The organism is Megamonas sp. Calf98-2 (assembly GCF_900110235.1).
GTDB classification, from domain to species: Bacteria; Bacillota; Negativicutes; order Selenomonadales; family Selenomonadaceae; genus Megamonas; species Megamonas funiformis.
Genome location: NZ_FOCY01000013.1, coordinates 20,320 through 45,631 on the forward strand (window position 1 = coordinate 20,320; position 25,312 = coordinate 45,631).

22 protein-coding genes are annotated in these 25,312 nt (G+C 31.9%); 17 read left to right on the forward strand and 5 right to left on the reverse strand.

Features of this window, described 5'->3' with window-relative positions; translation table 11 throughout:
* Window positions 1-124 precede the first annotated feature (124 nt).
* From kdpA to BMX03_RS05270, 8 genes are all read left to right on the forward strand, one after another.
* The gene (kdpA, locus tag BMX03_RS05240) at window positions 125-1,948 is read left to right on the forward strand and encodes a potassium-transporting ATPase subunit KdpA (protein ID WP_091694239.1); all 1,824 of its coding nucleotides are present in this window, start codon (window positions 125-127) and stop codon (window positions 1,946-1,948) included.
* Window positions 1,949-1,965: 17 nt separating this feature from the next.
* The gene (gene kdpB, locus BMX03_RS05245) at window positions 1,966-4,032 is read left to right on the forward strand and encodes a potassium-transporting ATPase subunit KdpB (protein ID WP_091694242.1); all 2,067 of its coding nucleotides are present in this window, start codon (window positions 1,966-1,968) and stop codon (window positions 4,030-4,032) included.
* Between the two features lie 16 nt (window positions 4,033-4,048).
* Entirely contained in the window at window positions 4,049-4,639 is a 591-nt protein-coding gene (gene kdpC, locus BMX03_RS05250) for a potassium-transporting ATPase subunit KdpC (protein ID WP_091694244.1), read from the forward strand.
* A 100-nt stretch (window positions 4,640-4,739) separates the two neighbouring features.
* The gene (locus BMX03_RS05255; RefSeq protein ID WP_022227676.1) at window positions 4,740-7,442 is read left to right on the forward strand and encodes a sensor histidine kinase; all 2,703 of its coding nucleotides are present in this window, start codon (window positions 4,740-4,742) and stop codon (window positions 7,440-7,442) included.
* Complete coding sequence (locus BMX03_RS05260) at window positions 7,435-8,133, forward strand: response regulator (RefSeq protein ID WP_015561908.1); 699 nt, start codon at window positions 7,435-7,437, stop codon at window positions 8,131-8,133. The genes BMX03_RS05255 and BMX03_RS05260 overlap by 8 nt, the downstream gene beginning before the upstream one ends.
* Window positions 8,134-8,319: 186 nt before the next feature.
* A complete protein-coding gene (locus tag BMX03_RS05265) occupies window positions 8,320-8,934 on the forward strand; it encodes an ATP-binding protein (RefSeq protein ID WP_218138526.1) in 615 nt (204 codons plus the stop codon).
* A gap of 69 nt (window positions 8,935-9,003) precedes the next feature.
* Entirely contained in the window at window positions 9,004-9,180 is a 177-nt protein-coding gene (locus BMX03_RS11245; RefSeq protein ID WP_022227674.1) for a hypothetical protein, read from the forward strand.
* Between the two features lie 31 nt (window positions 9,181-9,211).
* On the forward strand, window positions 9,212-9,679 hold the full coding sequence (locus BMX03_RS05270) for a low molecular weight protein-tyrosine-phosphatase (protein ID WP_091694248.1): 468 nt from the start codon (window positions 9,212-9,214) through the stop codon (window positions 9,677-9,679).
* A 48-nt stretch (window positions 9,680-9,727) separates the two neighbouring features.
* On the opposite strand, the gene BMX03_RS05275 is transcribed toward BMX03_RS05270, so the two are convergent.
* A complete protein-coding gene (locus tag BMX03_RS05275) occupies window positions 9,728-10,099 on the reverse strand; it encodes a RidA family protein (protein WP_008539343.1) in 372 nt (123 codons plus the stop codon).
* A gap of 209 nt (window positions 10,100-10,308) precedes the next feature.
* On the opposite strand from BMX03_RS05275, the gene BMX03_RS05280 reads away from it, so the two are divergent.
* The 3 genes from BMX03_RS05280 to BMX03_RS05290 all read left to right on the forward strand — a co-directional run bounded on the left by BMX03_RS05280 (window position 10,309) and on the right by BMX03_RS05290 (window position 14,358).
* Window positions 10,309-12,108 (forward strand): peptidoglycan D,D-transpeptidase FtsI family protein, encoded by a 1,800-nt coding sequence (locus tag BMX03_RS05280; protein ID WP_022227672.1) that lies wholly within the window; start codon window positions 10,309-10,311, stop codon window positions 12,106-12,108.
* Between the two features lie 134 nt (window positions 12,109-12,242).
* Window positions 12,243-13,523: a serine--tRNA ligase gene (gene serS / locus BMX03_RS05285; RefSeq protein ID WP_022227671.1), complete on the forward strand. Its 1,281-nt coding sequence runs from the start codon at window positions 12,243-12,245 to the stop codon at window positions 13,521-13,523.
* An 82-nt stretch (window positions 13,524-13,605) separates the two neighbouring features.
* Window positions 13,606-14,358 (forward strand): hypothetical protein, encoded by a 753-nt coding sequence (locus BMX03_RS05290; RefSeq protein WP_015561895.1) that lies wholly within the window; start codon window positions 13,606-13,608, stop codon window positions 14,356-14,358.
* Window positions 14,359-14,425: 67 nt separating this feature from the next.
* Here the strand turns inward: BMX03_RS05290 and BMX03_RS05295 are convergent, their stop codons facing one another.
* Window positions 14,426-15,889 (reverse strand): ATP-binding protein, encoded by a 1,464-nt coding sequence (locus BMX03_RS05295; RefSeq protein ID WP_015561894.1) that lies wholly within the window; start codon window positions 15,887-15,889, stop codon window positions 14,426-14,428.
* Window positions 15,873-16,559, reverse strand: coding sequence for a response regulator transcription factor (locus tag BMX03_RS05300; RefSeq protein WP_075554944.1), 687 nt, complete (start codon window positions 16,557-16,559; stop codon window positions 15,873-15,875). Before BMX03_RS05300 ends, BMX03_RS05295 begins: the two co-directional genes overlap by 17 nt.
* A gap of 216 nt (window positions 16,560-16,775) precedes the next feature.
* On the opposite strand from BMX03_RS05300, the gene BMX03_RS05305 reads away from it, so the two are divergent.
* Complete coding sequence (locus tag BMX03_RS05305; RefSeq protein ID WP_015561891.1) at window positions 16,776-17,126, forward strand: NirD/YgiW/YdeI family stress tolerance protein; 351 nt, start codon at window positions 16,776-16,778, stop codon at window positions 17,124-17,126.
* 142 nt (window positions 17,127-17,268) lie between these two features.
* On the forward strand, window positions 17,269-18,630 hold the full coding sequence (locus BMX03_RS05310) for an NAD(P)-dependent oxidoreductase (protein ID WP_015561890.1): 1,362 nt from the start codon (window positions 17,269-17,271) through the stop codon (window positions 18,628-18,630).
* A 77-nt stretch (window positions 18,631-18,707) separates the two neighbouring features.
* Here BMX03_RS05310 and BMX03_RS05315 read toward each other — a convergent pair whose 3' ends face one another.
* Together BMX03_RS05315 and BMX03_RS05320 are read right to left on the reverse strand one after the other, a co-directional pair.
* Entirely contained in the window at window positions 18,708-19,295 is a 588-nt protein-coding gene (locus BMX03_RS05315) for a LexA family protein (RefSeq protein ID WP_022227666.1), read from the reverse strand.
* Window positions 19,296-19,311: 16 nt separating this feature from the next.
* Window positions 19,312-20,271 (reverse strand): NAD(P)H-dependent glycerol-3-phosphate dehydrogenase, encoded by a 960-nt coding sequence (locus BMX03_RS05320; protein ID WP_015561888.1) that lies wholly within the window; start codon window positions 20,269-20,271, stop codon window positions 19,312-19,314.
* 224 nt (window positions 20,272-20,495) lie between these two features.
* Between BMX03_RS05320 and BMX03_RS05325 the strand changes: the two genes are divergently transcribed.
* The 4 genes from BMX03_RS05325 to BMX03_RS05340 all read left to right on the forward strand — a co-directional run bounded on the left by BMX03_RS05325 (window position 20,496) and on the right by BMX03_RS05340 (window position 25,290).
* Window positions 20,496-20,864 (forward strand): VOC family protein, encoded by a 369-nt coding sequence (locus BMX03_RS05325; protein ID WP_018999893.1) that lies wholly within the window; start codon window positions 20,496-20,498, stop codon window positions 20,862-20,864.
* A 193-nt stretch (window positions 20,865-21,057) separates the two neighbouring features.
* Window positions 21,058-22,341, forward strand: a complete 1,284-nt coding sequence (locus tag BMX03_RS05330) for a hexokinase family protein (protein WP_075554942.1) — start codon at window positions 21,058-21,060, stop codon at window positions 22,339-22,341.
* An 18-nt stretch (window positions 22,342-22,359) separates the two neighbouring features.
* Window positions 22,360-23,712 (forward strand): RNA polymerase factor sigma-54, encoded by a 1,353-nt coding sequence (gene rpoN, locus BMX03_RS05335; protein ID WP_022227664.1) that lies wholly within the window; start codon window positions 22,360-22,362, stop codon window positions 23,710-23,712.
* A gap of 72 nt (window positions 23,713-23,784) precedes the next feature.
* Window positions 23,785-25,290 (forward strand): SGNH/GDSL hydrolase family protein, encoded by a 1,506-nt coding sequence (locus BMX03_RS05340; RefSeq protein ID WP_091694251.1) that lies wholly within the window; start codon window positions 23,785-23,787, stop codon window positions 25,288-25,290.
* Window positions 25,291-25,312: the final 22 nt, after the last annotated feature.

Sequence of the window (25,312 nt, forward strand, 5' to 3'; positions counted from 1 at the left end):
TGTAGTAAGATATAAAAATGCAAGGAGGAATAAAAATGGAAATTTGGATTTGGATAAGTGGCATAGTAGCTACATTGTTGCTTATCTATTATTTTTACATACTTATGAAGGGGGATGAACAATAATGAGTGCAGATATTATTATGCAATATATTGTATTTTTAGTTGTACTGGTTGTTCTTTCTATTCCATTAGGTACTTATATGGCAAAAGTTATGAATGGTGAACATGTATTTTTGTCAAAAATATTATTACCAATTGAAAATCTTATTTATAAAATTATAGGTGTAAAAAAAGATGAAGAAATGACTTGGAAAACATATTTATCATCTGTAATATGGTTTTTCTTTATTGGCTTAGGATTTTTATATATTTTTCAATGTTTCCAGGATAAATTGCCCTTCAATCCGCAAAATATTGACCCTATGAGTTGGCACTTATCTTTTAATACAGCAGCAAGTTTCGCTACAAATACAAACTGGCAATCATATAGTGGTGAAGCACAATTGAGTTATTTTTCTCAATTTATGGGACTTACTACGCAAAACTTTGTTTCAGCCGCGACTGGTATAGCTGTTTTATTTGCTTTAATTCGTGCATTTGTTAGAGCAAAATCACATACTATTGGTAACTTTTGGGTGGATTTAACGCGTTCTACAATTTATATTTTATTACCATTAAGTGTGGTAGTTACTATGGCCTTAGTTTCTCAAGGTGTAGTACAGAATTTATCTCCAGGACAAGAAGTACAATTAGTTGAACCTATTGCTGTAGATAGTGAAGGTAATATCATTGAAAATGCTACTATTGATAAAGATAATAACATAGTATTTGTTGATGGCGAAAAAGTAGAAGGTGCGACAATTGTTACAAAACAATTCGTGCCAATGGGACCTGGTGCAAGCCAGATTGCTATTAAACAATTAGGTACAAATGGTGGTGGATTCTTCGGTGTAAATTCCGCGCATCCATTAGAAAACCCTAACTCACTTACAAATATGATTGAATGTACTGCTTTATTATTAATTCCAGCAGGATTATGTTTTACATTTGGTCGTAATATAAGAGATAAAAAACAAGGTATTGCTATTTTTGCAGCTATGTATATCATGTTGATAGCATTTTTATCAATTATAGCAATAAATGAACAGAATGGTACTCCACAGCTTGCTCAAAATGGTGCTGTAGATATTGTTAGCACGGATTATCAAGCTGGTGGAAATATGGAAGGTAAAGAAGCTCGTTTTGGTATAGTTCAATCTTCTACTTGGGCAGCTTATACAACAGCTGCATCAAATGGTTCAGTAAACTCTATGCATGATAGCTATACACCACTTGGTGGTTTAGTTACAATGCTTCAAATGCAATTAGGAGAAGTTATTTTTGGCGGTGTTGGTTGTGGTTTATATGGTATGTTAGCATTTGCTATATTAACTGTATTTATTGCAGGATTAATGGTTGGTCGTACACCTGAATATCTCTGTAAAAAAATAGAGCCATTTGAAATGAAATGGGCTGTACTTGTATGTTTAGCAACACCAATTGGTATTTTAGTAGCAAGTGGTATTGCAGCTATAGTGCCTAGTGTAGCAGACAGTTTAAATAATGTAGGAGCTCATGGTTTTTCTGAGGTATTATATGCTTATTCTTCTGCTGGTGGTAACAATGGTTCTGCATTTGCTGGCTTTAATGCGAATACACCATTTTTAAATACTAGTATTGGTTTAACTATGATTTTTGCACGTTTATTACCTATTGTTGGTATTTTAGCTATAGCAGGTAGTTTAGTACAGAAGAAAAAAGTGGCAGTTACCGCAGGTACTTTATCTACAAGTAATGCAATGTTTGTGTTCTTGTTGATATTTATTGTAATTTTAGTAGGTGCGCTAAACTTTTTCCCAGCGTTATCTTTGGGACCTATTGCTGAATATTTCAGCATGATTTCATAAGGGGAGTGCTAAAAATAATGATAAAAACTAAATCAGCTCTCAGTGATAATCAAATGGTTGTAAGAGCTATTAAAGATTCATTTGTAAAATTAAGTCCAAAAGTGCAAGCTGAAAACCCTGTAATGTTATTAGTATATATTTCAGCAATTTTGACTTCTTTACTTTGGGTAGCATCACTTAGTGGTGTACAAGATGTTTCATCTGGTTATACTTTAGCAATTGCTATAATTTTATGGTTAACTTGTATTTTTGCTAATTTTGCTGAAGCCATTGCTGAAGGCAGGGGCAAGGCACAAGCTGATGCACTTCGTGCAGCTAAAAAAGATGTAGAAGCGTATAAACTTCATGATGCAAATAATAAAGAAAATTATGAGGTAGTAGTATCTTCTTCATTAAAAAAAGGAGACATTGTTATTGTTAAAGCAGGTCAACAAATTCCTGCTGATGGTGAAGTAATTGAAGGGGCAGCATCTGTTGATGAATCAGCAATAACAGGTGAATCTGCTCCAGTTATTAGAGAAAGTGGTGGCGACCGTAGTGCTGTAACAGGTGGTACGACTGTTACTTCTGATTGGCTTGTAGTTCGTGTTACTTGTGATAGTGGCGAATCTTTCTTGGACAAAATGATTTCTATGGTTGAAGGCGCTGCGAGAAAGAAAACTCCAAATGAAATGGCTTTGCAGATTTTCTTAATAGCTCTTTCTATTATTTTCATTTTAGTAACAATGTCTTTATATACTTACTCTGATTTTTCTGCTAAACAAGCAGGTATGGAAAATCCTTCTTCAATAACAACTTTAGTCGCTTTACTTGTGTGTTTAGCTCCTACGACAATTGGTGCTTTGCTTTCAGCTATTGGTATAGCTGGTATGAGTAGATTAAATCAAGCTAATGTATTAGCAATGAGCGGTCGTGCTATTGAAGCTGCTGGTGATGTTGATATTTTAATGCTTGATAAAACAGGGACAATAACACTTGGAAATCGTCAAGCTTCTGAATTTATTCCTGTAGATGGAATTGATGAAAAAACTTTGGCAAATGCTGCTCAGCTATCTTCTTTAGCTGATGAAACTCCAGAAGGTCGTAGTATTGTAATTTTAGCTAAAGAAAAATTTGGCATTCGTGGCAGAAATATTGAGGAAAATCACATGGAATTTATACCGTTCACTGCTAAAACTAGAATGAGTGGTGTAAATTATGATGGTCATGAAATTAGAAAAGGTGCTGCTGATGCAGTAAAATCTTATGTAATAGAAAATGGTGGTACTTATTCTGCTCAATGTGAAGAAGCTGTGAAACGTGTAGCTCAAATAGGTGGTACACCATTAGTTGTAGCTCAAGATTATAAAATATTAGGTGTTATTAATTTAAAAGATATTGTAAAAGATGGTGTAGCAGAAAAATTTGCTGACCTTCGTAAAATGGGTATTAAAACTATTATGATTACAGGTGATAACCCATTAACAGCAGCAGCTATAGCCGCTGAAGCAGGTGTAGATGACTTCCTAGCAGAAGCTACACCAGAAGGTAAATTAGCCATGATACGTGATTTTCAAGCTAAAGGTCATTTAGTAGCAATGACTGGTGATGGTACAAATGATGCTCCAGCACTTGCTCAAGCAGATGTAGCAGTAGCAATGAATACAGGTACTCAGGCTGCTAAAGAAGCTGGTAACATGGTAGATTTAGACTCTTCACCTACAAAATTAATTGAAGTAGTTCGCATTGGTAAACAATTATTAATGACTCGTGGTAGTTTAACTACATTTAGTATTGCTAATGATTTAGCAAAATATTTTGCGATAATACCATCATTATTTTTATCTTTATACCCTGGATTATCGGCATTAAATATCATGAATTTGCACAGTCCTCAATCTGCAGTTTTATCAGCAATAATTTATAATGCACTTATTATTGTGGCATTAATTCCTTTGGCTTTAAAAGGTGTAAAATATCGTGAAGTTCCAGCAGGAGAATTATTAAAGAGAAATCTTTTGATTTATGGTTTAGGTGGTATTATAGTACCATTTGTATGTATAAAAATTATTGATGTTATATTAGTTGGTCTGGGCCTAGCTTAAGAAAGGTGAGTTTGTAATGGATAATTTCAAAAAAGCATTGCTATCAGTAATTACTTTTACTGTTTTTTGTGGATTTATTTATACGATGGTAATGACAGGCATTTGTCAAGTATTATTCCCAAATTCTGCAAACGGTAAAATTATTGAAGTAAATGGTGTAAAATATGGTAGTGAATTATTAGGCCAACAATATACAAGTGATAGATATATGTGGGGTCGTATAACAAAAATTGATGTTAGTACTTATAAAGATACTGAGGGAAATCAGTTAGCATATGCAGCTCCATCAAATTTAAGTCCTGCAAGTGAAGATTATGAAAAATTAATAGCACAGCGTGTAGAAAAAATCAGAAAAGCTAATCCAGAAAAAGGTAATGAGCCTATTCCTGTAGATTTGGTTACTAATTCTGGTAGCGGTTTAGATCCAGATATATCTGTAGTTGCAGCTAAATACCAAGTGGATAGATTAGCTCGTGAAAATAATATGAGTAAAGAAGAAGTAAATGATATTATTGAAAAATGTACTAATCATAAAGTATTAGGATTTTTTGGTGAAGAAACTGTAAATGTTTTAAAAGTTAATCTAATGTTAGATAAAATAATTTAATATTTTTAAATTGATAACCTCCACGTCAAATATATATCAAATATATTTTGATGTGGAGGTATATTGGTTTATAACATATATGCAATTGGGAGGGGCTTATATGCCAATTATACGAAAATCGCCAGAGAAAATTTTGGAACAAATTCATATAGAAGAGCATGAATCAAAACGAGGAAAATTAAAAATATTTTTTGGCTATGCAGCAGGTGTTGGTAAAACTTATGCTATGTTAGAAGCTGCACATGAAGCCAAAAAGCAAGGAATTGATGTAGTAGCAGGCTATATAGAACCTCATGCAAGACCAGCAACTGCAGCTTTAGTTAATGGTTTAGAAGTAATTTCACCATTAGTGATTAATCATAAAGATATAACTTTAAATGAATTTAATTTAGATGCAGCTATAAAAAGAAATCCACAACTAATTTTAGTTGATGAATTAGCACATACAAATGCAGATGGTTGTCGTCATATCAAACGTTATCAGGATATTGAAGAATTATTGAAAGCAGGTATTGATGTATATACAACAATTAATGTACAACATATAGAAAGCTTAAATGATATTGTGGCTTCAATTACCAAAATAATTGTGAGAGAACGTATACCAGATAGAATTTTTGATGAAGCTGAGCAAGTGGAATTAGTAGATATAGAACCATCGGATTTAGTAACACGTTTATCAGAAGGAAAAATTTACCAAAAAGAACAAGCTGATAGGGCATTAGGCAATTTTTTTACTGTTGAAAATTTAACAGCGCTTAGAGAAATTGCACTTCGTCGCATGGCTGATAGAGTAAATAAAATATCTTTAAAGGTTAAGAATGAAAATAATAAAGATTATTATACGAATGAACATATTTTAGTATGTTTATCATCATCGCCATCAAATTCTAAGATTATTCGTACAGCGGCAAGAATGGCAAATGCTTTTAAAGCTCAATTTACAGCTTTATTTGTGCAGACATCAAGTTTTGAAAAAACTTCATTAGAAAATAAAAAAAGATTGAAGGAAAATATTCATTTAGCAGAGCAATTAGGAGCAAAAATTGAAATGGTAGTAGGAGAAGACATACCGTTTCAAATAGCAGAATTTGCAAGACTTGCTGGTGTATCAAAATTAGTCATAGGAAGAAGTATTGCTAGAAATGGATTTATGCGTTTAATGCGTAAATCTTTTACCGATAAATTAATTGAACAATTACCGAATTTAGATATACATGTAATTCCAGATAATAAAGCTTTATTTTATAAAAATTTTTGGAAGAAATCAGTAAATGAAAGAGAGATATGTAATACTTCAGATATTATAACTATATTAGTTATTTTAATAATAACTAGTATGATTGGTATGTTATTTTATTCAATGAATTTAGGCGAAGCTAATATCATGACAGTATATATCTTAGGTGTATTAATTGCTGCCTTAAAAACATCGAAGAGATTATATAGTGTAGTATTATCTGTTTTGAATGTATTAGCATTTGATTTTTTATTTATTGAACCTAGATATACTTTTACGGCATATGACCCAGTATATATTATTACGTTCTCTGTAATGTTTGTATCAGCTTTTGTTACAGGTGGTCTCACTAATAAAATAAAAAAACAAGCTATACAGTCTGCTAAATTAGCTTATCGAACTAAAATATTATTAGAGACAAATCAATTATTGCAACAAGCAGGCAGTGATGCAGCTATAGCAACCGTTACATCTCATCAACTTTTAAAATTGTTAAACAAAACAATAGTGTATTATAGTGCGGATAAAAAAGGTTTATTGCCACCTGTTGTTTATAATGTAAAAAATGATGTTCATACAGAACAATTGATAAATAGTAATGAAAGAGCTGTAGCACAATGGGTTTATAAAAATAATAAACGAGCAGGTGTAAAAACAGGTACATTAAATAATGCTAAATGTCAGTATTTGGCAATTCGTTCTAAAGATAATGTATATGGTGTTGTAGGTATAGCTATTAATAATGAAGATTTAGATGTATTTGAAAATAATTTGGTCTTATCTATTTTAGGTGAATGTGCATTAGCTTTAGAAAAAGAAATATATAGTAAAAAGCGTCAAGAAATTTATTTACAAGCAAAAAATGAACAGCTTAGGTCAAATTTGTTGCGTTCAATTTCACATGATTTAAGAACACCACTTACAAGTATTTCTGGTAATGCTGACTTTTTATTGAGTAATAGCGCTAAAATAGATGATGTTAAACGACAGGAATTATATAATAATATTTATGATGATTCAATGTGGTTGATTAATTTAGTAGAAAATATTTTATTTATTACACGTATAGAAAATAAGACGATGAAGATTAACTTACAAACTGAGTTATTAGACGATATTATAAATGAAGCTTTAAAGCATTTATATCGTCGAGGAAAAAATCATCATATAGTTTTTGAAGAAACAAAAGATATAATGATGGTAAAAGTTGATGCACGTTTATTAGTACAAGTATTTATAAATATAATAGATAATGCCATAAAATATACCCCAAAAGGTTCAACTATTACTATTAGTGCAAAAATAAAAAGTGATAAAATTGAAGTTTCTATCGCAGATAATGGTCAAGGTATTAGTAATGAAGCAAAAGATAAGCTTTTTGAAATGTTTTATACAGCAAATTCTACTGTAGCTGATAGTAGAAGAGGAATTGGTATAGGTCTTAGTTTGTGTAAATCTATTATTATGGCACATGGTGGAGAGATAAAAGTAAGAGATAATAAACCACAAGGAACAGTTTTTATATTTACGTTACCAAAAGAGGAGATTAATTTTAATGAATAAGCCAATGATATTAATTGTTGAAGATGATGCAGCAGTTAGAAATTTAATATCTACTACATTAAAAATGCAAAATTATAAATTTCACGTAGCAACTACAGGCTCACAGGCTTTATTAGAAGCAGTATCAAATCAACCAGATATTATGCTATTGGATTTGGGGCTTCCTGATATGGATGGGGTAGAAATTATAACAAAAGTTCGTTCGTGGTCAAATATGCCAATTATTGTAATTAGTGCTAGATGTGAAGATAGAGATAAAATTGAAGCTTTAGATGCTGGGGCAGATGATTATATAACAAAGCCTTTTTCTGTAGAAGAATTTTTAGCTAGACTTAGAGTTACTATTCGTAGAATAAATTATGTACAAACTCCGCATAAGGAAAATAGTATATTTGTTAATGGCGAGTTAAAGATAGATTATGTATCTGGTTGTGCATATTGTAGAGGTAAAGAATTACATTTAACACCGATTGAATATAAATTATTATGTTTATTAGCTAAAAATATAGGCAAAGTATTAACGCATACTTATATAACACGAGAAGTATGGGGTAATGCTTGGGATAATAATGTGGCTTCTTTGCGTGTGTTTATGGCTACATTGCGTAAGAAAATAGAAATAGATACAGCTAATCCAGAATATATTCAAACACATATAGGGATTGGCTATCGTATGTTAAAGCTTGATTGATAATATAATTATTGATAGTAGTTTAAAATTGGTTTTTATTTTTATCGGCAAAATAAAATTGAAAAATAATCGATATTTTGGGTTGATAACTTGCTGATAAAGGCAAAAAGTTTAGAATGAAATTATTTTTAGTATAAAATATGTAAAGGAAGCGAGTTAAAAGAGAAAAGAAATATGCCACCAAAGATGGCAAGTGTTGCTTCATCTTCAAGATTTTGTTATTTGGCTTTAAGAGATGGATATAAGCAATTTAACAATAGTGAAGATATAATTTTTGAGCATAGTTGTCGAATTAAAGGTGTTAATGCAACTGCTAATTTAGATGCTTATATCCCTAAGGCGAATATTTATTTTGAAGTGAAATGTCATGAGATTTTTAGTCAGCATTCAATTTATTTGAAGAAAAGCTATTGGAATTTGCTTTATGGACAAGAAAATGATTTTGGTTTTTCTTATGCAAAGTGTCCTGATATAGATGAGTTTAAAATAGAACTATGTAATTTTGGTATTGCAAAGACAAAGATAAGATTTGACATAAAACAGTTTTTATGTCATCTTTGGGGAATTGCTTCGCAAAAAGATAAAGATATACCAGCTAAATTAGTATATTTATTTTTTAATAAGATGGATTTGATTGAACAATGGGGAACTGGTATACAAAGAATAATAAATAGAGCTAAAGAATATGAATTACCTAAACCAGAATTTAGGGAAATAGGAAATACTTTTCGTGTTAATTTATATAGAAAAGCCGATAAAAAGCCGATAAAAGCCGATAAAAGAGCCGATAAAAACCGATAAAAAGCCGATAAAAGCTGATGGAAAATCAATAATAACAAGCAAACAGAGAAAAAATTTGATAGAGAAAACTTGATTATTAAATATGTAAAGGAATATGGCTCTATATCAAATAAGGAAGCACGGCAAATTTTAGTTTTAGCAGAATCAACTACTAAACGATTTTTAAAAGAGATGGTAAAAGAAGGCTTATTATTAGAAAAAGGAGAACGAAAAAACAGAAGATATATACTAGCTAATGAAAGATAAGGTAATATAAATTTATAAGGAGATGAGAATTTTGATAAAACTAATGTTTGTATGCCATGGTAATATTTGTCGTTCAACTATGGCTGAATTTGTGATGAAGGATTTAGTGCGAAAAGCGGATTTAGCTGATAAATTTATAATCAATTCTTCAGCTACAAGTCGTGAAGAAATTGGCTGTGATACTCACTATGGTACAAAAGCAAAACTTCGTGAGATGAATATTCCATTTAGCAAGCGAAAAGCTGTGCAGATAACAAAACAAGATTATGATATGTATGATTATATTATCGTGATGGATAATAATAATTTACGTAATCTAAGCTATATTATCGGTGAAGATACGGAGCATAAAGTATATAAGATGATGTCTTTTGTCGGTGAAAATCGTGATGTAAAAGACCCATGGTATACAGATAATTTTGATGAAACGTATGCAGATGTAGATAAAGCTTGTAGAGCGTTACTTGCTAAATTAATAAAAGAATATAATTTGGCATAAAAAAATAGGAATGATATTTTTGTATCATTCCTATTTTTAAGTTAAAGCTTATTTTTTAGCGATTACTTCTATTTCAATCAAGGCACCTTTTGGTAATTTACTTACTTCTACACAGGAGCGAGCTGGATATGGTTGTGTAAAGTAAGTGGCATAGATTTCATTTACTTTAGCAAAATCATCAATATTTGTGATGAATACAGTTGTTTTGATTACATTTTCCCATTTTGCGCCAGAAGCGTTGATTACTGCTTGAGCATTTTTTAAAGCTTGATGAGCTTGAGCTTCGATACCTTCAGCCATTTCGCCAGTAGCAGGGTCTAAAGCGATTTGACCAGAAGCGAAAACAAGGTTGTCGATTTCGATAGCTTGGGAATAAGGTCCTACAGCACCAGGTGCATTAGTTGTTTTAATTACTTTCATAAAACTCACCTCAATAGATTTTAGTAAATGTAAATATGTATACTTAGATACAATTAATATTTTATCATTAAATGGATTGTTTGCCTATGAAATAATTTTTTAGATAATTCAAGGTTAGAAATATATCTTTATAGTAAAATTTGATATAATTAGAGTTATGTTTAAGGAAAGTGAGGTATTTTATCGTAGGTCTTTAGGCTAAGAAGATTATGGATAAAAATAGTGGACAAAATAAAAAAATAGTAAAAAAAGTAAATAAAGTGCAAATGCATATAATTTATTTATTCATAGGACTGCTCATTTTTATTATTGGCGTCATGGCTAGATATGTTTGGGTGCAAATAGTTCGTGGAGATGAAATGTTATCTCGTTTAGAATCGCAAGTTCAAGAGTCATCTGTGCTTCATGTGCCTCGTGGTACTATCTATGATGCGGAAATGAAAGAGCTAGCGATAAGTACAATGGTTAGCTCTTTATATATTGACCCTAATCATGTGGAAGATCCAGAACAGACGGCAAGAGATGTAGCTCCTTTGATAGGGCTTACCGAGAAAGATATTTTAGATGATATCGCTCAAGGTGGTGGTTTCGTCTGGGTGAAAAGACAGATGGAACCAGAAGAAACGAAGGCTTTGAAAAATTTAATGAAGGAAAAACCTGAATATGTAGCTTGTCTTGGTTTTATTCAAGAAAGTAAAAGATATTATCCAAATGATATGTTAGCTGCCAATGTAATCGGTTTTGTGGGTACTGATGATAAAGGTTTAGATGGTATTGAGCAACAATTTGATGGCATGATAAAAGGTGAAGAACAAACTTCTTCTATTTTTACAGATGCTTTGGCTAGACCGATTATGGACTCTGTATTTTTGAAGAATTCACCTGTAGATGCTAATTGTAAAAATATCCAGTTGACTATCAATGCACAGTATCAATTTATCATTGAGAAAGCTTTGGATAAGGCGATGATGGATCATGGTGCTGAATCAGTAACAGCTATAGTGATGAACCCGAAAAATGGCGATATCTTGGCCATGGCATCTCGACCATCATATGACCCAAATAATTTCCATAAATACGATCCTAATGTTTGGAAAAATAGAGCTGTATCAGATATCTATGAACCAGGCTCTACATTTAAATCTATCGTAGCGGCTGCTGGTTTTCAGGAAAAATTAGTATCACCAACAGATATTTTTGTTGACCCAGGAACTATTGAAGTTTCAGGTAGAACTATTCAAAACTGGAGTGGCGATAGCTTTGGTACAGTTACATTTCTTGATGTTGTAAAAAATTCTATCAATACAGGTTTTGCTCAATTAGGTTTGGAATTAGGTGGCGAGCGCTTGATGAATTATGCTCGTAAATTTGGTTTTGGCGAACGTACAGGTATTGAGCTTCCAGGTGAAGAATCTGGGATTTTATTCAATCCGAAAGATATGGTTGCTTCTGACGTAGCGACTTCTTCTATTGGGCAAAGTATCGCGGTAACACCACTTCAGATGATCACTGCTATGTCTGCTATAGCAAATGATGGTGTATTGTTAAAACCTCATATTGTGAAGGCTATTTATAATGCTGATGGCACAGTATATCAGCAAATGGAACGCGAAGAAGTTCGCCGTTGTATTGACTCTGATGTGGATAAGACTTTGAAATCTGTATTAGAACAAGTAGTTTCCACAGGTGGTGGTTCTAAAGCAAGTATTGAAGGTTATCATATTGCTGGTAAAACAGGTACAGCACAAAAAATTGATATGGTAAATGGCGGATATTTGCCAGGACATTATATCGCTTCATTTTGTGGTTTTGGACCAGTGGAAGACCCTCAATTCACAGTGCTTGTAATCATCAATGACCCAGCGGGTGGCGAGTACTATGGTGGTCAAGTAGCAGCACCAATAGCACATGATATATTTTTACAATTATTTAGATATGCTAATGTAAAACCAATAAATGGCAATCAAAGTTTATTAGATGATATCAAGGGAACAGAAGCTAAAAACTAATAAATATTGATGGATTTTGAAATATATATCCATAGAAAATGAAATAATTATGTGGTAAACTTTTAATTTAATGGATTATGTTGTAAAATTAAGATTACTACATATTTAGTTACAAAAAAAGGTAGGTTAAAATAATGCTCGATATAAAATTTGTCAGAGATAACCCTGAATTAGTATTACAGAATTTAAAAAACAGAAATAATCCAATGAATCTTGACCGTTTCATGGAACTTGAAAAACAACGTCGTGAAATCATTGCTGAAACAGAAAATTTAAAAAGCCAGAAAAATGCTGTTTCTAAAAAAATCAGCGAAATGAAAAAGAATAAAGAAAATGCTGATGCTGTAATTTTAGAAATGCGTCAAGTTGGTGAAAAAATTAGTCAATTAGATAAACAGCTCCGTGAAGTTCAAGATGAATTACATGATATTTTACTTCGTATTCCAAATATGTGCCATGAATCTGTACCAGTAGGTAAAGATGATAGCGATAATCCAGAAGTTCGCCGTTGGGGTACTCCTCGTGAATTTGATTTTGAACCAAAAGCTCATTGGGATATCGGTGCAGACCTTGATATTTTAGATCCTGAAAGAGCTGCAAAAGTTACAGGTACACGTTTTACTTTTTATAAAGGTTTAGGCGCAAGACTTGAACGTGCTTTGATTAACTTCATGATGGATTTACATGTAGATAAACAAGGCTATACAGAAATGCTTGCACCATTTATCGCTAATAAAGACAGCATGACTGGTACAGGTCAGTTACCTAAGTTCTCTGAAGATATGTTCAAACTTGAAGGTTTAGATTATTATCTCGTACCAACAGGTGAAGTTCCAGCTACTAACTACCATAGAGATGAAATCTTAGATGGCGATAAATTACCAGAATACTACAGCGTTTACACTGCTTGCTTTAGAGCAGAAGCAGGTAGTGCTGGTCGCGATACTCGTGGTCTTATTCGTCAACATCAGTTCAACAAAGTTGAAATGATTAAATTCGTTAAACCTGAAACATCTTATGATGAATTAGAAAAAATGGTTAATAATGCAGAAGAAGTTTTGCAGCTCTTAGAAATCCCTTACCATGTAGTAAAACTTTGCACAGGTGATATTGGCTTCACAGCTGCTATGACTTATGATATCGAAGTATGGCTTCCAAGTTATAATACTTATCGTGAAATTTCTTCTTGCTCTAATGTTTGCGATTATCAGGCTCGCCGTGCAAATATTAAATTCCGTCGCAGTGCAGGTGCAAAACCTGAATTTGTACACACATTGAACGGTTCTGGTCTTGCAGTAGGGCGTACTGTAGCTGCTGTATTAGAAAACTATCAGCAAGCAGATGGTTCTGTAGTAATTCCAAAAGTACTTCGTCCATATATGGGTGGCATTGAAGTAATTAAAAAACCAGAATAATATTAGTGCTAAAATAATAAGATAAATAAAAGCTCATCAATTTTGATGAGCTTTTGTCATATTAAATATAAGAGGTGATAAAATGAAAAAATTAAAAGTATTTTTAGCAGTAGGTTTATTATGTTGTGGCTTATCTATGTCTATGGCAGAGGCAAAAACTATGACTTTAGATAAGACAAAAGTATTAGTTCCTCAAGGTTTTAGCGTGGCAAATGATGATTTGAAATTCAAAAAAGGTACAGTAGTGGAATTAAATGAGAATAATGAAGTGATAACAGGTGTATTAAATCGTGATATTGCACTTCGTCCTACTGGCTGGAGAAATGTAATCAATGATTATTATGAGGAAAGTAATAATAGCATTTTCTATCCTCGTATTTTCCATCCGTTTACAAGTGTTTCTATTCCTTTCCCAACTTATGCTCATGTACGCTATAAAGGCAATAAGCCTGTAACTTTTGCGACCGATGGTACTGTATTATCTGGTACTATTGATGAAGAGGTAACTGTAAGTGTGAATAAAGATAAATATGGTTTGATTACTTTTGAAGACCAATATGAATTAGGTTTTTATCCTGATGGTTCAGTGAAAAATGGTCGCTTGAGAGATGACGCTCTTTTAAGACCATATGGTTTTAAAACAGGTTTAGCTGGAGATGAAATGGCTGGATTTGTAGAATTTGCAGGCGGTAAAGATATAAGCTTTTCTAAGGAAGGATATGTAACTTCTGGAGTATTGAAAAAAGCTATTTCTTGGCAACAACCAGATGGTACAATGGTAACTTTGCCAGCTAAAACAATGATTTCTTTTATCAACGGGCAAGCTAGATATTGATTAAAATTTATAAATAAAATACGAAAAGGCACCTTAAGCTCATAAATTTAAGCTTAAGGTGCCTTTTTTAGTTATCTTTAGGAATGATTAAAATAATTGTGGTTCCTTTATTTAATTTGCTAGATAATCTGATTTCGATATCATGGGCATCAGCTATCCATTTGGCAATGGAAAGACCAAGACCTGTACCACCGACACCGTTTCTTGTTCTAGCACTATCTACGCGATAAAAACGCTCAAAGATTTTATCTTGTTTATCTTTAGCGATACCGATACCAGTATCTGAGATTTTTACAATCATATGTTTGACTTTATTTTCTGAGGAAATGGTGATTTTTCCGCCGTCTGGCGTGTATTTTATACTATTATCTAAAAAGATACGAAGCATTTGACGTATCACTAATTCATCAGCAAAAATATATCCATCATCATTATGAGTGCAAGTTATAGTATGTTGAGGTGCGATTAATTGCGTATCTTTGGCAATATCGGCAATTAAAGGTTTTAAATTTAATGACTCTTTATGCAATACTTGACGTTTTTGGTCTGCTCTAGCCAAGAATAAGAGCTTTTCAATCAAACGTTGCATATTGATGGCTTCAGAATGAATAGCTGTGATACATTCATCAGCAGTTTGAGGGTCATCTTTTCCCCAACGAGCAAGCATATCAGAATAACCACAGATAACAGTAGCAGGGGTACGCAACTCATGAGAGGCATCTGAAACGAATTGACGTTGTTGTTCAAAGCCCTTTTGTAAACGCTCAAGCATCAAATTAAAAGTATTTGCTAGTTCTTCTAATTCATCATGTGTTGGTTGAACTTTTATCCGTTGATTTAAATCTTGAATTTCAATATTTTTTACCGTAGAGGTGATATCTCGAAGTGGTTTTAATAATCGTCTACTGAGTAAGAAACCACAAACGATAGAAATAGATATACCTACAAGTCCAGCGTAAAAAATAGTTTTAGATAATTCCTCTAAAAAGGCTTTTTCGGCAGTGATTGTACGTAAAAAATGCAGTGTATAAGTTTCATTATTTTTGGTAATCGTTCTATGTGTATAGAAAATCCAAAAATGTTTAAAATTAACAAATTTTAAATCCGCCGGTAATAATGCATTACGAATATAATCTCCCCAATCAGGGTCTTGTTGTTGATGAACTAAGGTATCATGGACTTGATTGATAGAAATATACATGGGCAAACTATCATAGATGATATTATCATTACTATCTGTTACCCTCATGACAACGCCAGGCATTAATGCTGAACTTTTTACATCTTGTAAAAGATTACTTACATCTTCATTATTAGCCTTTTTCTCAATATAGTTTGCTGATAATGTAATTGAAACTTCGGCTTCATGATAAAGTACATAATGAATCCCAATTAAAGTACTGCTTAAAGTAATAAATAATATTAAGCAGAGCATAATACTGTAAATAAAAGCTAATTTTAAAGAAATTGGTAAATATTTTATGCGAGTGTGAATATAAAGGTCTAAATAATTTTTAAGTTTTGATAACATAACCAATACCTCTTACAGTATAAATATATTTCTCATTGAAATTGTCATCAATTTTGGCACGTAAATAACGAATATAAACATCGACTACATTGGTATCACCCATATATTCATAGCCCCAGATGGATTGGAGGATTTGCTCTCTAGATAAAACATGGTCATGATTGTGTAATAAATATAAAAGTAAATCATATTCTTTTTTAGTGAGTTCAACTAATTGGTTATGAACTTTTACTTCATGACGGTCAAGATATACATGGATATTTTTAAATTTGAACACAGAAGGTTCTTCTGCAGGTTTAGTAGTAGAATTATTATGCTTGCGAAGGGTAGCACGTATTCTAGCTAGGAGCTCTTGAATAGCAAATGGCTTAGTGATATAGTCATCAGCACCGATATCAAGACCTGTTACTTTATCATTTATTTCGTCTTTTGCTGTGAGCATGATGATAGGAATATCGGATAATTTGCGTACATTTTGACAGATGGTTAATCCGTCCATATCTGGTAGCATAATATCTAGTAAGACTAAATCATAATCTTCTTGAATAATACGCTCATATGCTCGTAGCCCATTACTCTCACTGGCAGTTGAAAAACCTTCATGCTCCAGTTCCATTTGTAAAAAACGAGCAATGCGGTGTTCATCTTCTACAATTAAAATTTTGCTCATAAAAATTCCTCCTAAAAATACTTCTTACATATATAAAACCATTTTTTTTAGTAAATAAAAAGTCCTAGCGTCTATTTTTAATCTAATTTTAATTCGGATATAATTATTCTTTAATAATAATTGTTTATTATATAAGTGTAAAATGTTGGAGTTTATTTACCTGATAAAAATAATAAATAAGGATTTTATTTTTAATAAATATATAGGAGTGATAATATGAAAAAAATGTTAGCGGTAGTATTGAGTTTAGTAGCTGTTTTTGTTTTAGGTACAGCTGTCGTATTCGCAGCTAAGCACCACAATAGTGCTCAAGTAACGACAATTGCAGATATTAAAGCTAACGGTTGGGACGAACAACGTGTATTAGTAGATGGCGAATTCACTGAACATATCTACAAAGATTTATATACATTTACTGATAATGAAGGAAATTCTATGACAGTAGAAGTTGATGATGATATATGGTATCAATTATCCATGGATACACCTGTACGCATTTATGCTGAAGTAGATAAAGATTGGCATGGCGGTATCGAATTAGAAGTTAAAAATATTGAAAAACGTTAAAAATAAAATATAAATTTCACGAAGAAAAGCTATTAGTTCTTATAACTGATGGCTTTTTTTGTTAAAATAATTGTATATTAGTTTGATTTAATGATATAATTAATATAAATAATTTAGTACTAAAACCATAGAGGTGAATTATATGTCAAATACAGCTGATGTAGGATACGAGACAAATGGCTATACGCTTAGAGAAGCTATTGTTGAAGCAAAACGTTGCTTGAACTGTAAAAAGCCAATGTGTCGTACGGGGTGCCCAATTAGTAATAATATTCCAGAATTTATAGATGCATTATCGCATGGCGATTTAGGTAAGGCTAGTATGATTATTGCTCAGCGTAGTAATTTACCAGCAGTTTGTGGTAGAGTTTGCCCGCATGAACGTCAGTGTGAAGGTTCTTGTATTTTGGGACGTAAAGGTCAAGGAATAAAAATTGGTAAATTAGAGCGATTCATTGCCGACATGGACGGAGAACTTGAATTAGTGGCTCCAAATGTAGCGAAATCTCAGCCTGGAAATATTGCAGTAATTGGTTCAGGCCCTGCTGGTCTTACAGTAGCTGGGGATTTAGCTAAAATGGGATTTAAGGTAACAGTATTTGATTCTCAGCCAGAAGCTGGTGGAGTATTGATGTACGGTATTCCTGAATTTCGCTTACCAAAACAAGTAGTTCGTCGTGAAGTAAAACGTATTAAAAAATTAGGCGTAGATTTTAAATTAAATATCATGGTAGGCACAGAAATTACAGTAGATGAATTATTTAATCAGGGCTTTGATGCTATTTTTATCGGTACTGGTAATGCTTTATCTAAATCTTTACCAATAGATGGTGCTAAATTAAAAGGTGTAATTCAAGCAACATATTTCTTGCAGATGGTGGAATTATCCAATAGCAATAGTGTTGACCCTAATGAAGTGCCAATCAAAGAAGGCGATGAAGTAGTGGTAATTGGTGGTGGTAATACTGCTATGGACGCTGCTCGTACAGCTATGCGTTGCGGTGCAAAATCTGTAAAAGTTGTAAATCGTCGTCGTGAAGAAGATATGGCAGCTTTAAAATCTGAAATAGATGCAGCTAAAGAAGAAGGCGTAGAAATACACGCTTTAAGAGGTCCTGTAGAAATCACAGGAGAAGATGCAGTAACAGGTATAAAATGTTCGGTACGTGAATTTGATGAAGCATTAGACAAAGTCGTAGATACAGATGGACGAGAATATTTCTCTGCAAATAAAATAATCATTGCTATAGGACAAAAACCTGCTAGCAGAATTGTAGACTCTACAAGCGGTATTGATGTAGATGAAAATGGATTTGTAAAAACTCGTGAAAAACCATATGGTATGACTATGCGACATGGAGTTTTCTCTGGTGGAGATGTAGTTAATGGACCAGCTACTGTAGTTGTAGCTATGAAAGATGCTCAAAAAGTAGCTCAGGGCATAGCTCAATATGTAGAAGCTAAGAAACTCATGGAAGAATGTGGCATGAAAATGGTTGATTAATATATTGTAATTTAATCTATTTTGATGAAATAAAAAAAGATGTTTTGAGATATATATTCTCAAAGCATCTTTTTTATTTAAAATTTAGTGTATAAAGCGATAGCCTTTCCTAGTATGCGGAAATTATCGCAATTATTTTTAGAGAAAATCATTGGTTTATATTTAGGATTTTCAGAGCGCAGTTGCACTGTATCATCTACGAAATAAACACGCTTTAGAGTAGCACTATCATTGACTAAGACAGCAGCGATTTCTCCATTTTCTACAGTTGATTGTTGTTTGATAAAAACGATATCACCATCATTGATGCGAGCATTAATCATGCTATCACCATGGATACGTAGACAAAAATCAGCATCATTATCATCATAAGGCAAATAACCTTCAATATTTTCTTGAGCTAAGATGGGAATACCAGCAGCGATTTTGCCTAAGATAGGAAGTCGTTTAATATTTTCTTCGCTAGAAGTATCTTCCAAGAAAATATTTGGAGATACATTTAAGACTTCAGCTATTTTTAGGATATTTTTATATTTGGGCTGATAATTTCCCGATAAGTATTCGCTGATAGAAGATTTATTAATTTTAGTTAAACGTGCTAGTTCATTTTGTTTCATATTTTTTTTTTGAAGTAATTTTTTTAAAGTAATCGCAAATGTTGACATAGCTTCACCACCTGTATTATTCAGCTTTTAAAGGTCGCATGAATAAATTTAATAATTCTTCTTTAGGATTTTTATGATTGATTACAATTTCATTGATAACAGCGCAAATTGGTAATTCTACATGATGTTTATCAGCAAGTTTTAAGAGAGCTTGCATAGTGTAAATACCTTCGGCTAATTTGCTAAATGGTTTGTTTAAGACAAAATCTTCACCGAAACAACGGTTATTGCTATATGCTGAAAATAAAGTAGCTTCATAATCTCCAAGATGGCTAAGACCATATACTGTCATATTATTTCCGCCTAAAGCTTTGATTAAATTGGATAATTCATAAGTACCACGTGCCATTAGAGCGCCTTTTAAGCTAGTGTAGTGCATACCATCGAGCATACCGGCAGCAATACCTACTACATTTTTGGCAGCAGCTCCAATCTCTGTACCGATTAAATCTTCGCTATAGTAAAAACGAATTAAATCACTGCTAAAAATATTAATAATATGTTTACTGATATCTGTATTTTTGGCTGAAATAACCATGCAATTAGGAATGCCTTTTAAGAAATCTTGAACATGACCAGGGCCTACCCAAACACCTACATTGCAATCTTCGCCAATTTCTTCAGTGAATACTTCAGATAGACGCTTTCCTGTTGAAATTTCAAGACCTTTCATACATAGAATAAATGTTTTTTGCATATATAAATCAGTCTTTTTGATTTCCTTAGCTAGGTTTCGCAATTGCTGAGAGCTGATGGAGATGATGATTGTATCAGCAAAATTTAATGCGAGTTTCAAATCATTTGTATAAGTAATATCAGGAGATAGACTAAGGTATTCATTTTGATGTGTAGTTTGTAGTTGTTCTAGATGTTTAGAGCCTTCTCTACCCCAGATTTTTACATTATGACCAATATGATTGGCATACCAAGCATGAAAGCTTGCCCAACGACCACAGCCAAGAACAGATATATTCATAAAAAAGCCTCCTAGAATTTTATTTTTTGTATTAATTAATCTTCTTAAGAATATGTTATTTTTGTGATTTATTTCATAACTATTAATTATATCATAGCAAAAAAAGTAGAAGATATATATTGGAAATAGTGATTTTATTTTTATGTAGGCAAAGCGTATTTGTTCAACTTTATGATCTATGCTAAAATAAGATATAAAAAGATCAATAGATATGGGGTGTGGGTATGAATTTCAAATTTTTGCATAGTAATATATATGTTTTAGATTTAGAAAAATCAATTGATTTTTATAATAAAGCCTTAGGCTTGAAAGAAGTAGACCGTTTAGATACACCAGAATTTACTTTAGTTTATATGGGCGATGATGAAACAACTCATCAATTAGAATTATCATGGATAAAAGGTCAAAAAGAAGCTTATAATTTAGGTGATAATACATTTCATATAGCTTTTGAAGTAGACGATTATGAAAAAGCGCATGAACTCCATGAAAAAATGGGTTGTATTTGCTATGAAAATAAAGAAATGGGTATTTATTTTATCAATGACCCAGATGGAAATTGGATGGAAGTAATTCCTAAAGGAAGATTTTAACTTAATGGGCGAAAATCGTCTAATTTATACAAAATATTGATAAATAAAATGTAAATCATTATATAAATTCAGGTTAGGGACTAGCCGTAGAGCTTGGCAGATATAGTTAGATTACTAATTATTTTCCAAGAAGCTCTCATTTACAAATGAAGAGTAGTTCACTTTTAGATAAAAAAAGGGGCAAAATAATTCGATGGATAACAAAAAATTTCAAGAAATGATTGATGAATTTACACTTGATAGCGATGCCATAAAAGATGTAGCAGCATCTTTTCGCTATGATATAGAACATGGCGTAAAAGAAACAGGAGAATCTTCTTTACGTATGTTACCATCTTATATCGGTTTACCTACTGGTAAAGAAACAGGAGAATACTTAGCACTTGATTTTGGTGGCACAAATCTTCGTGTAGTTTTAATTCGTTTAGATGGTGAAGGCAAATTCGAAGTTATTAAAAAAGTTGCTAAACCATTAGTAGTGCCAGGCGAATATGATTTTATTTGCGCTGATGCAAATGCTGATGAATTATTTGATTTTATCGCTGATATGATAGAAGAAGCTGTTGATGGCAATCGCGATAAAAAATACTTATTAGGACATACTTTCTCTTTCCCATCTTCTCAGACAAATATTTATAATGCACGTCTTATCATTTGGACTAAAGAATTTGCAACAAAAGGTGTTGAAGGTGAAGTTGTAAATGATTTATTAAAAGCAGCTTTAGCTCGTAAAAATCTTACAAATGTTGAACCAACAGCAGTTATCAATGATACAGTAGCAGTTTTATTAGCAGCTGCATACAAATTAGGTAATGTAAATATTGGTTCTATCTATGCTACAGGTCATAATACATGCTATTATGAAACATTCACTGGTATGGGCAAACCTGCAATGGTTATAAATATGGAATCTGGCGGATTTAATAAACTCGCTATCAATAAATATGATTACAAATTAGATATGGAATCTGAAAAACCATATGAACAACGTTTAGAAAAAATGGTTTCTGGTCGTTATATGGGTGAATTATTATCTTATTGCTTAGATGATGCTTGGAATATTGGCAAAGTAGAATTCACAAGTATTGATATATCCACTATTTTAGCTGATAACAGCGATAGTTTAGATGGAGTATGTGATTTATTAAAAGCAAAAATCAATGCAGATATAACTACAGATGATGCTATTTGGGTAAAAGCTTTAGCTGAAACAATCGCTAGCCGTTCTGCAAGATTAGTAGTTGCTACTTATTGCGGTATTATGTGGCATTTATATCCAAATGGTGGTATTCCAAAACAATTTGTAGCTGTAGATGGTTCTGTATATGAAAAAATGCCTACAATAAAAGACAATATGCAAAAAGCTATTTATGAAATTTTAGGCGAAGAAGCTGACAAATTAGAACTTGTATTAGAAAATGGTGGTTCTGCACTTGGTGCAGCACTCGCTGCAGCTATGGAACCTGTTGAATGCTAATTTAAAGAGGAAAAAACAATGAAGCAGTCATTATCGTTAAATTTAAAACAAAAATTGTTAATGACACCAAAACTTCAGCAATCCATAAATATTTTACAATTATCTGCCCATGAATTAGGCGAACTCATCGAAAAAGAATATATGGAAAATCCGACTTTAGAAATAGACTCAAGCTCAGAACATGAGCTTGAGCCTGCTTCTAACTTTGATAAAACTATGGATTTTTTAGAATACTTAAACAAAGATGATGAAAAACCTGAACCTGTAGCAAATGACGATGATTTTAAAGTAAAAGAGTTCACGAGAAATAATCAGACATTAGAAGAATATTTATCAGAACAAGTGGATTTTACTTTTAACGATAAAAAAGAGATAAAAGTAGCTAGATATATCATTGGATTATTAGATACAGCAGGATATTTAAGAGTGAGTACAGCCGAAATATCATCATTATTGAAAATAAATGAAAAGATAATAGAAAATGTTTTGGCAAAAATTCAAATATTAGAACCAATAGGAATTGCGGCGAGAGATTTACCAGAGTGTTTAGCTATACAGGCAAAGAAAATTAATGTATATGACGGAATTATGAAAGCTATTATAGATAAATATTTACCAAAAGTAGCTGAGGGAAAAATAAAAGAGATAGCTACATTAGAAAATGTAGAACCTATACAAGTACAAGAAGCGATAGATATAATTCGCACTTTTAACCCAAAACCAGGAGCATCTTTTGGTAAAGAAAATTTAGAATATATTGTACCTGATGTAGTAGTTAGGGATATTAACGGACAGTTAGAAGTAATTATAAATGAAACGAATGTACCTAAATTACGAGTAAACAGTCTTTGCTATAAAAGAGATATATTAGATACGCATAGTAAAAAATATATTGAGCAACATGTAAATTCTGCCATTTGGTTGATTAAAAGTATAGAACAAAGACGCATAACTTTATTGAAAGTAGTAAATGAGATTGTAAAACAACAAGAAATGGTATTTTATAAAGGTTTATCCTATATGAAGCCTTTACTTATGAAAACTGTTGCTGAAAATATTGGTGTACATGAATCAACTGTTAGTCGAACAGTTGCTAATAAATATATGGAAATGCCTTATGGTATAGTGGCTTTGAAGAAGTTTTTTGCAGGTAGTGTAAGCAAACAAAACGGAGAAGAAGACATAATCGCTGATAAGGTAAAAGCAAAAATAAAAGAACTCATTGAAAATGAAAATAAAGCAAAACCGCTTAGTGACCAACAATTAACAAATATCTTGAATGAAAATGGTATGAAAATATCACGAAGAACAGTTATGAAATATAGGGAACAATTAGGCTTTGCTTCTTCATCTAAACGCAAAAGATATTAGAACTTAAAAATATTTTAAACAGATAGAAGATTGAAGAATTTTCTATCTGTTTTATTTAGTAGGGAGAATAAAGTGAAATTAAAAAAATTTTTTATAAGAACTGTATTAGCTGTAAGCGTTTTAAATTTTATGAATGTAAATTTAACCTTTGCACAAGTTCCGTCTAAGCAAGCTTTAGTGCAAACAAAAGAGGCTAAAATAAAAACAGATAAAATGGATAATACAGGTAATATTGATAAAAATATGGATAAAAAAGGAAAAACTACAATATTAGCTAAAGAAGAAAATATCATACCAAGTAAAACTTTAGATAATGCTACTGAAAATAAAGTCGAAAATGTAGAGTTTAAGTCAGCTATTTTAAATTGGCCAGAAATCCCAAATGCTGTTATGTATGAATTAATTGTAAAAAATATAGATACGCAAGAAGTATTATTTACAAAATATAATATCTATGCATCGGGCTATCAATTAGATAATAGTGAAGTGAATTTATCACAGAATTTAAAATGGCAAGTTAGAGGTTTAGATGAAAATAAAGTGCCAGTATCAGATTATACAAAACCTAGATTACTACACAAGGGGGAAATGTATAAACTCAATTGGCAAAACAAGGGTGATGAATATAAATTAGAAGATTTTAGCAGACGTGAATATACTACATATTTGGTGACAAAAGATGTAGAAATATCACCTCTAAAAATCACTACTCATTTTGATAAAATGGATTATATGCCAGTTTATCCAGTATATTCATGGGTACCTGTAAAAAATGCAGACCATTATAAAATAGATGTATTTTATGTGCCTAAATATGATTTTAATAATATAGAAAAAATAGCATCATATACTTGCCCACAAGGTATGGATTATTATGATAATAAAGCTTATACAAAAAAAGGACTTTATTTTTTCAATGTACAGGCATATGACAAAAATAATCATAAATTAGCTGAAGCTAAAAATAGTTATTTCACTGTAAAACAAGATAATGTAAAAGTGGCAGCATTAGGCGATAGTATCACTCATGGAGGGGGAGCTGTAAGCACTCCACCTAGTGCGACTTTATATAATTGGGAAACCTATGCTAATTTGCCTGTATTAAATATTGGTTTTAGTGGAAATTTAACCTCAAATATGTTAAATCGTTTTGATAATGATGTATTATCATTTAATCCTAAGATATTAGTTATCATGGGGGGTGTGAATGATATACGTACAGGGGTGAAATCGGAAACTGTAATCAATAATTTAACATCGATAAAACAAAAATGTCAGCAACATAATATTATTCCTGTATTTTTAACAGTAACTTCTGTAAATCCATCAAGAATGAAATCTGTTATAAATTTAGATATCAGTGAAGGGTGGGATAAGGAACGTTTAAAAATAAATGAATGGATAGAAAAACAACCGTATCATGTAGATGTGGCATCAGGTTTGATGGATGAACAAGGTTATTTAGCAGATAATATGACAACTGATGGTCTGCATCCTGATTTTGAAGGTAAAAAACATATCGGAGAATTAGTAGGTGATTATTTACGAGCTAATTTTCCAGATATTGTAAATAACTGATGAGAGTTTGATTTAGGAGCAA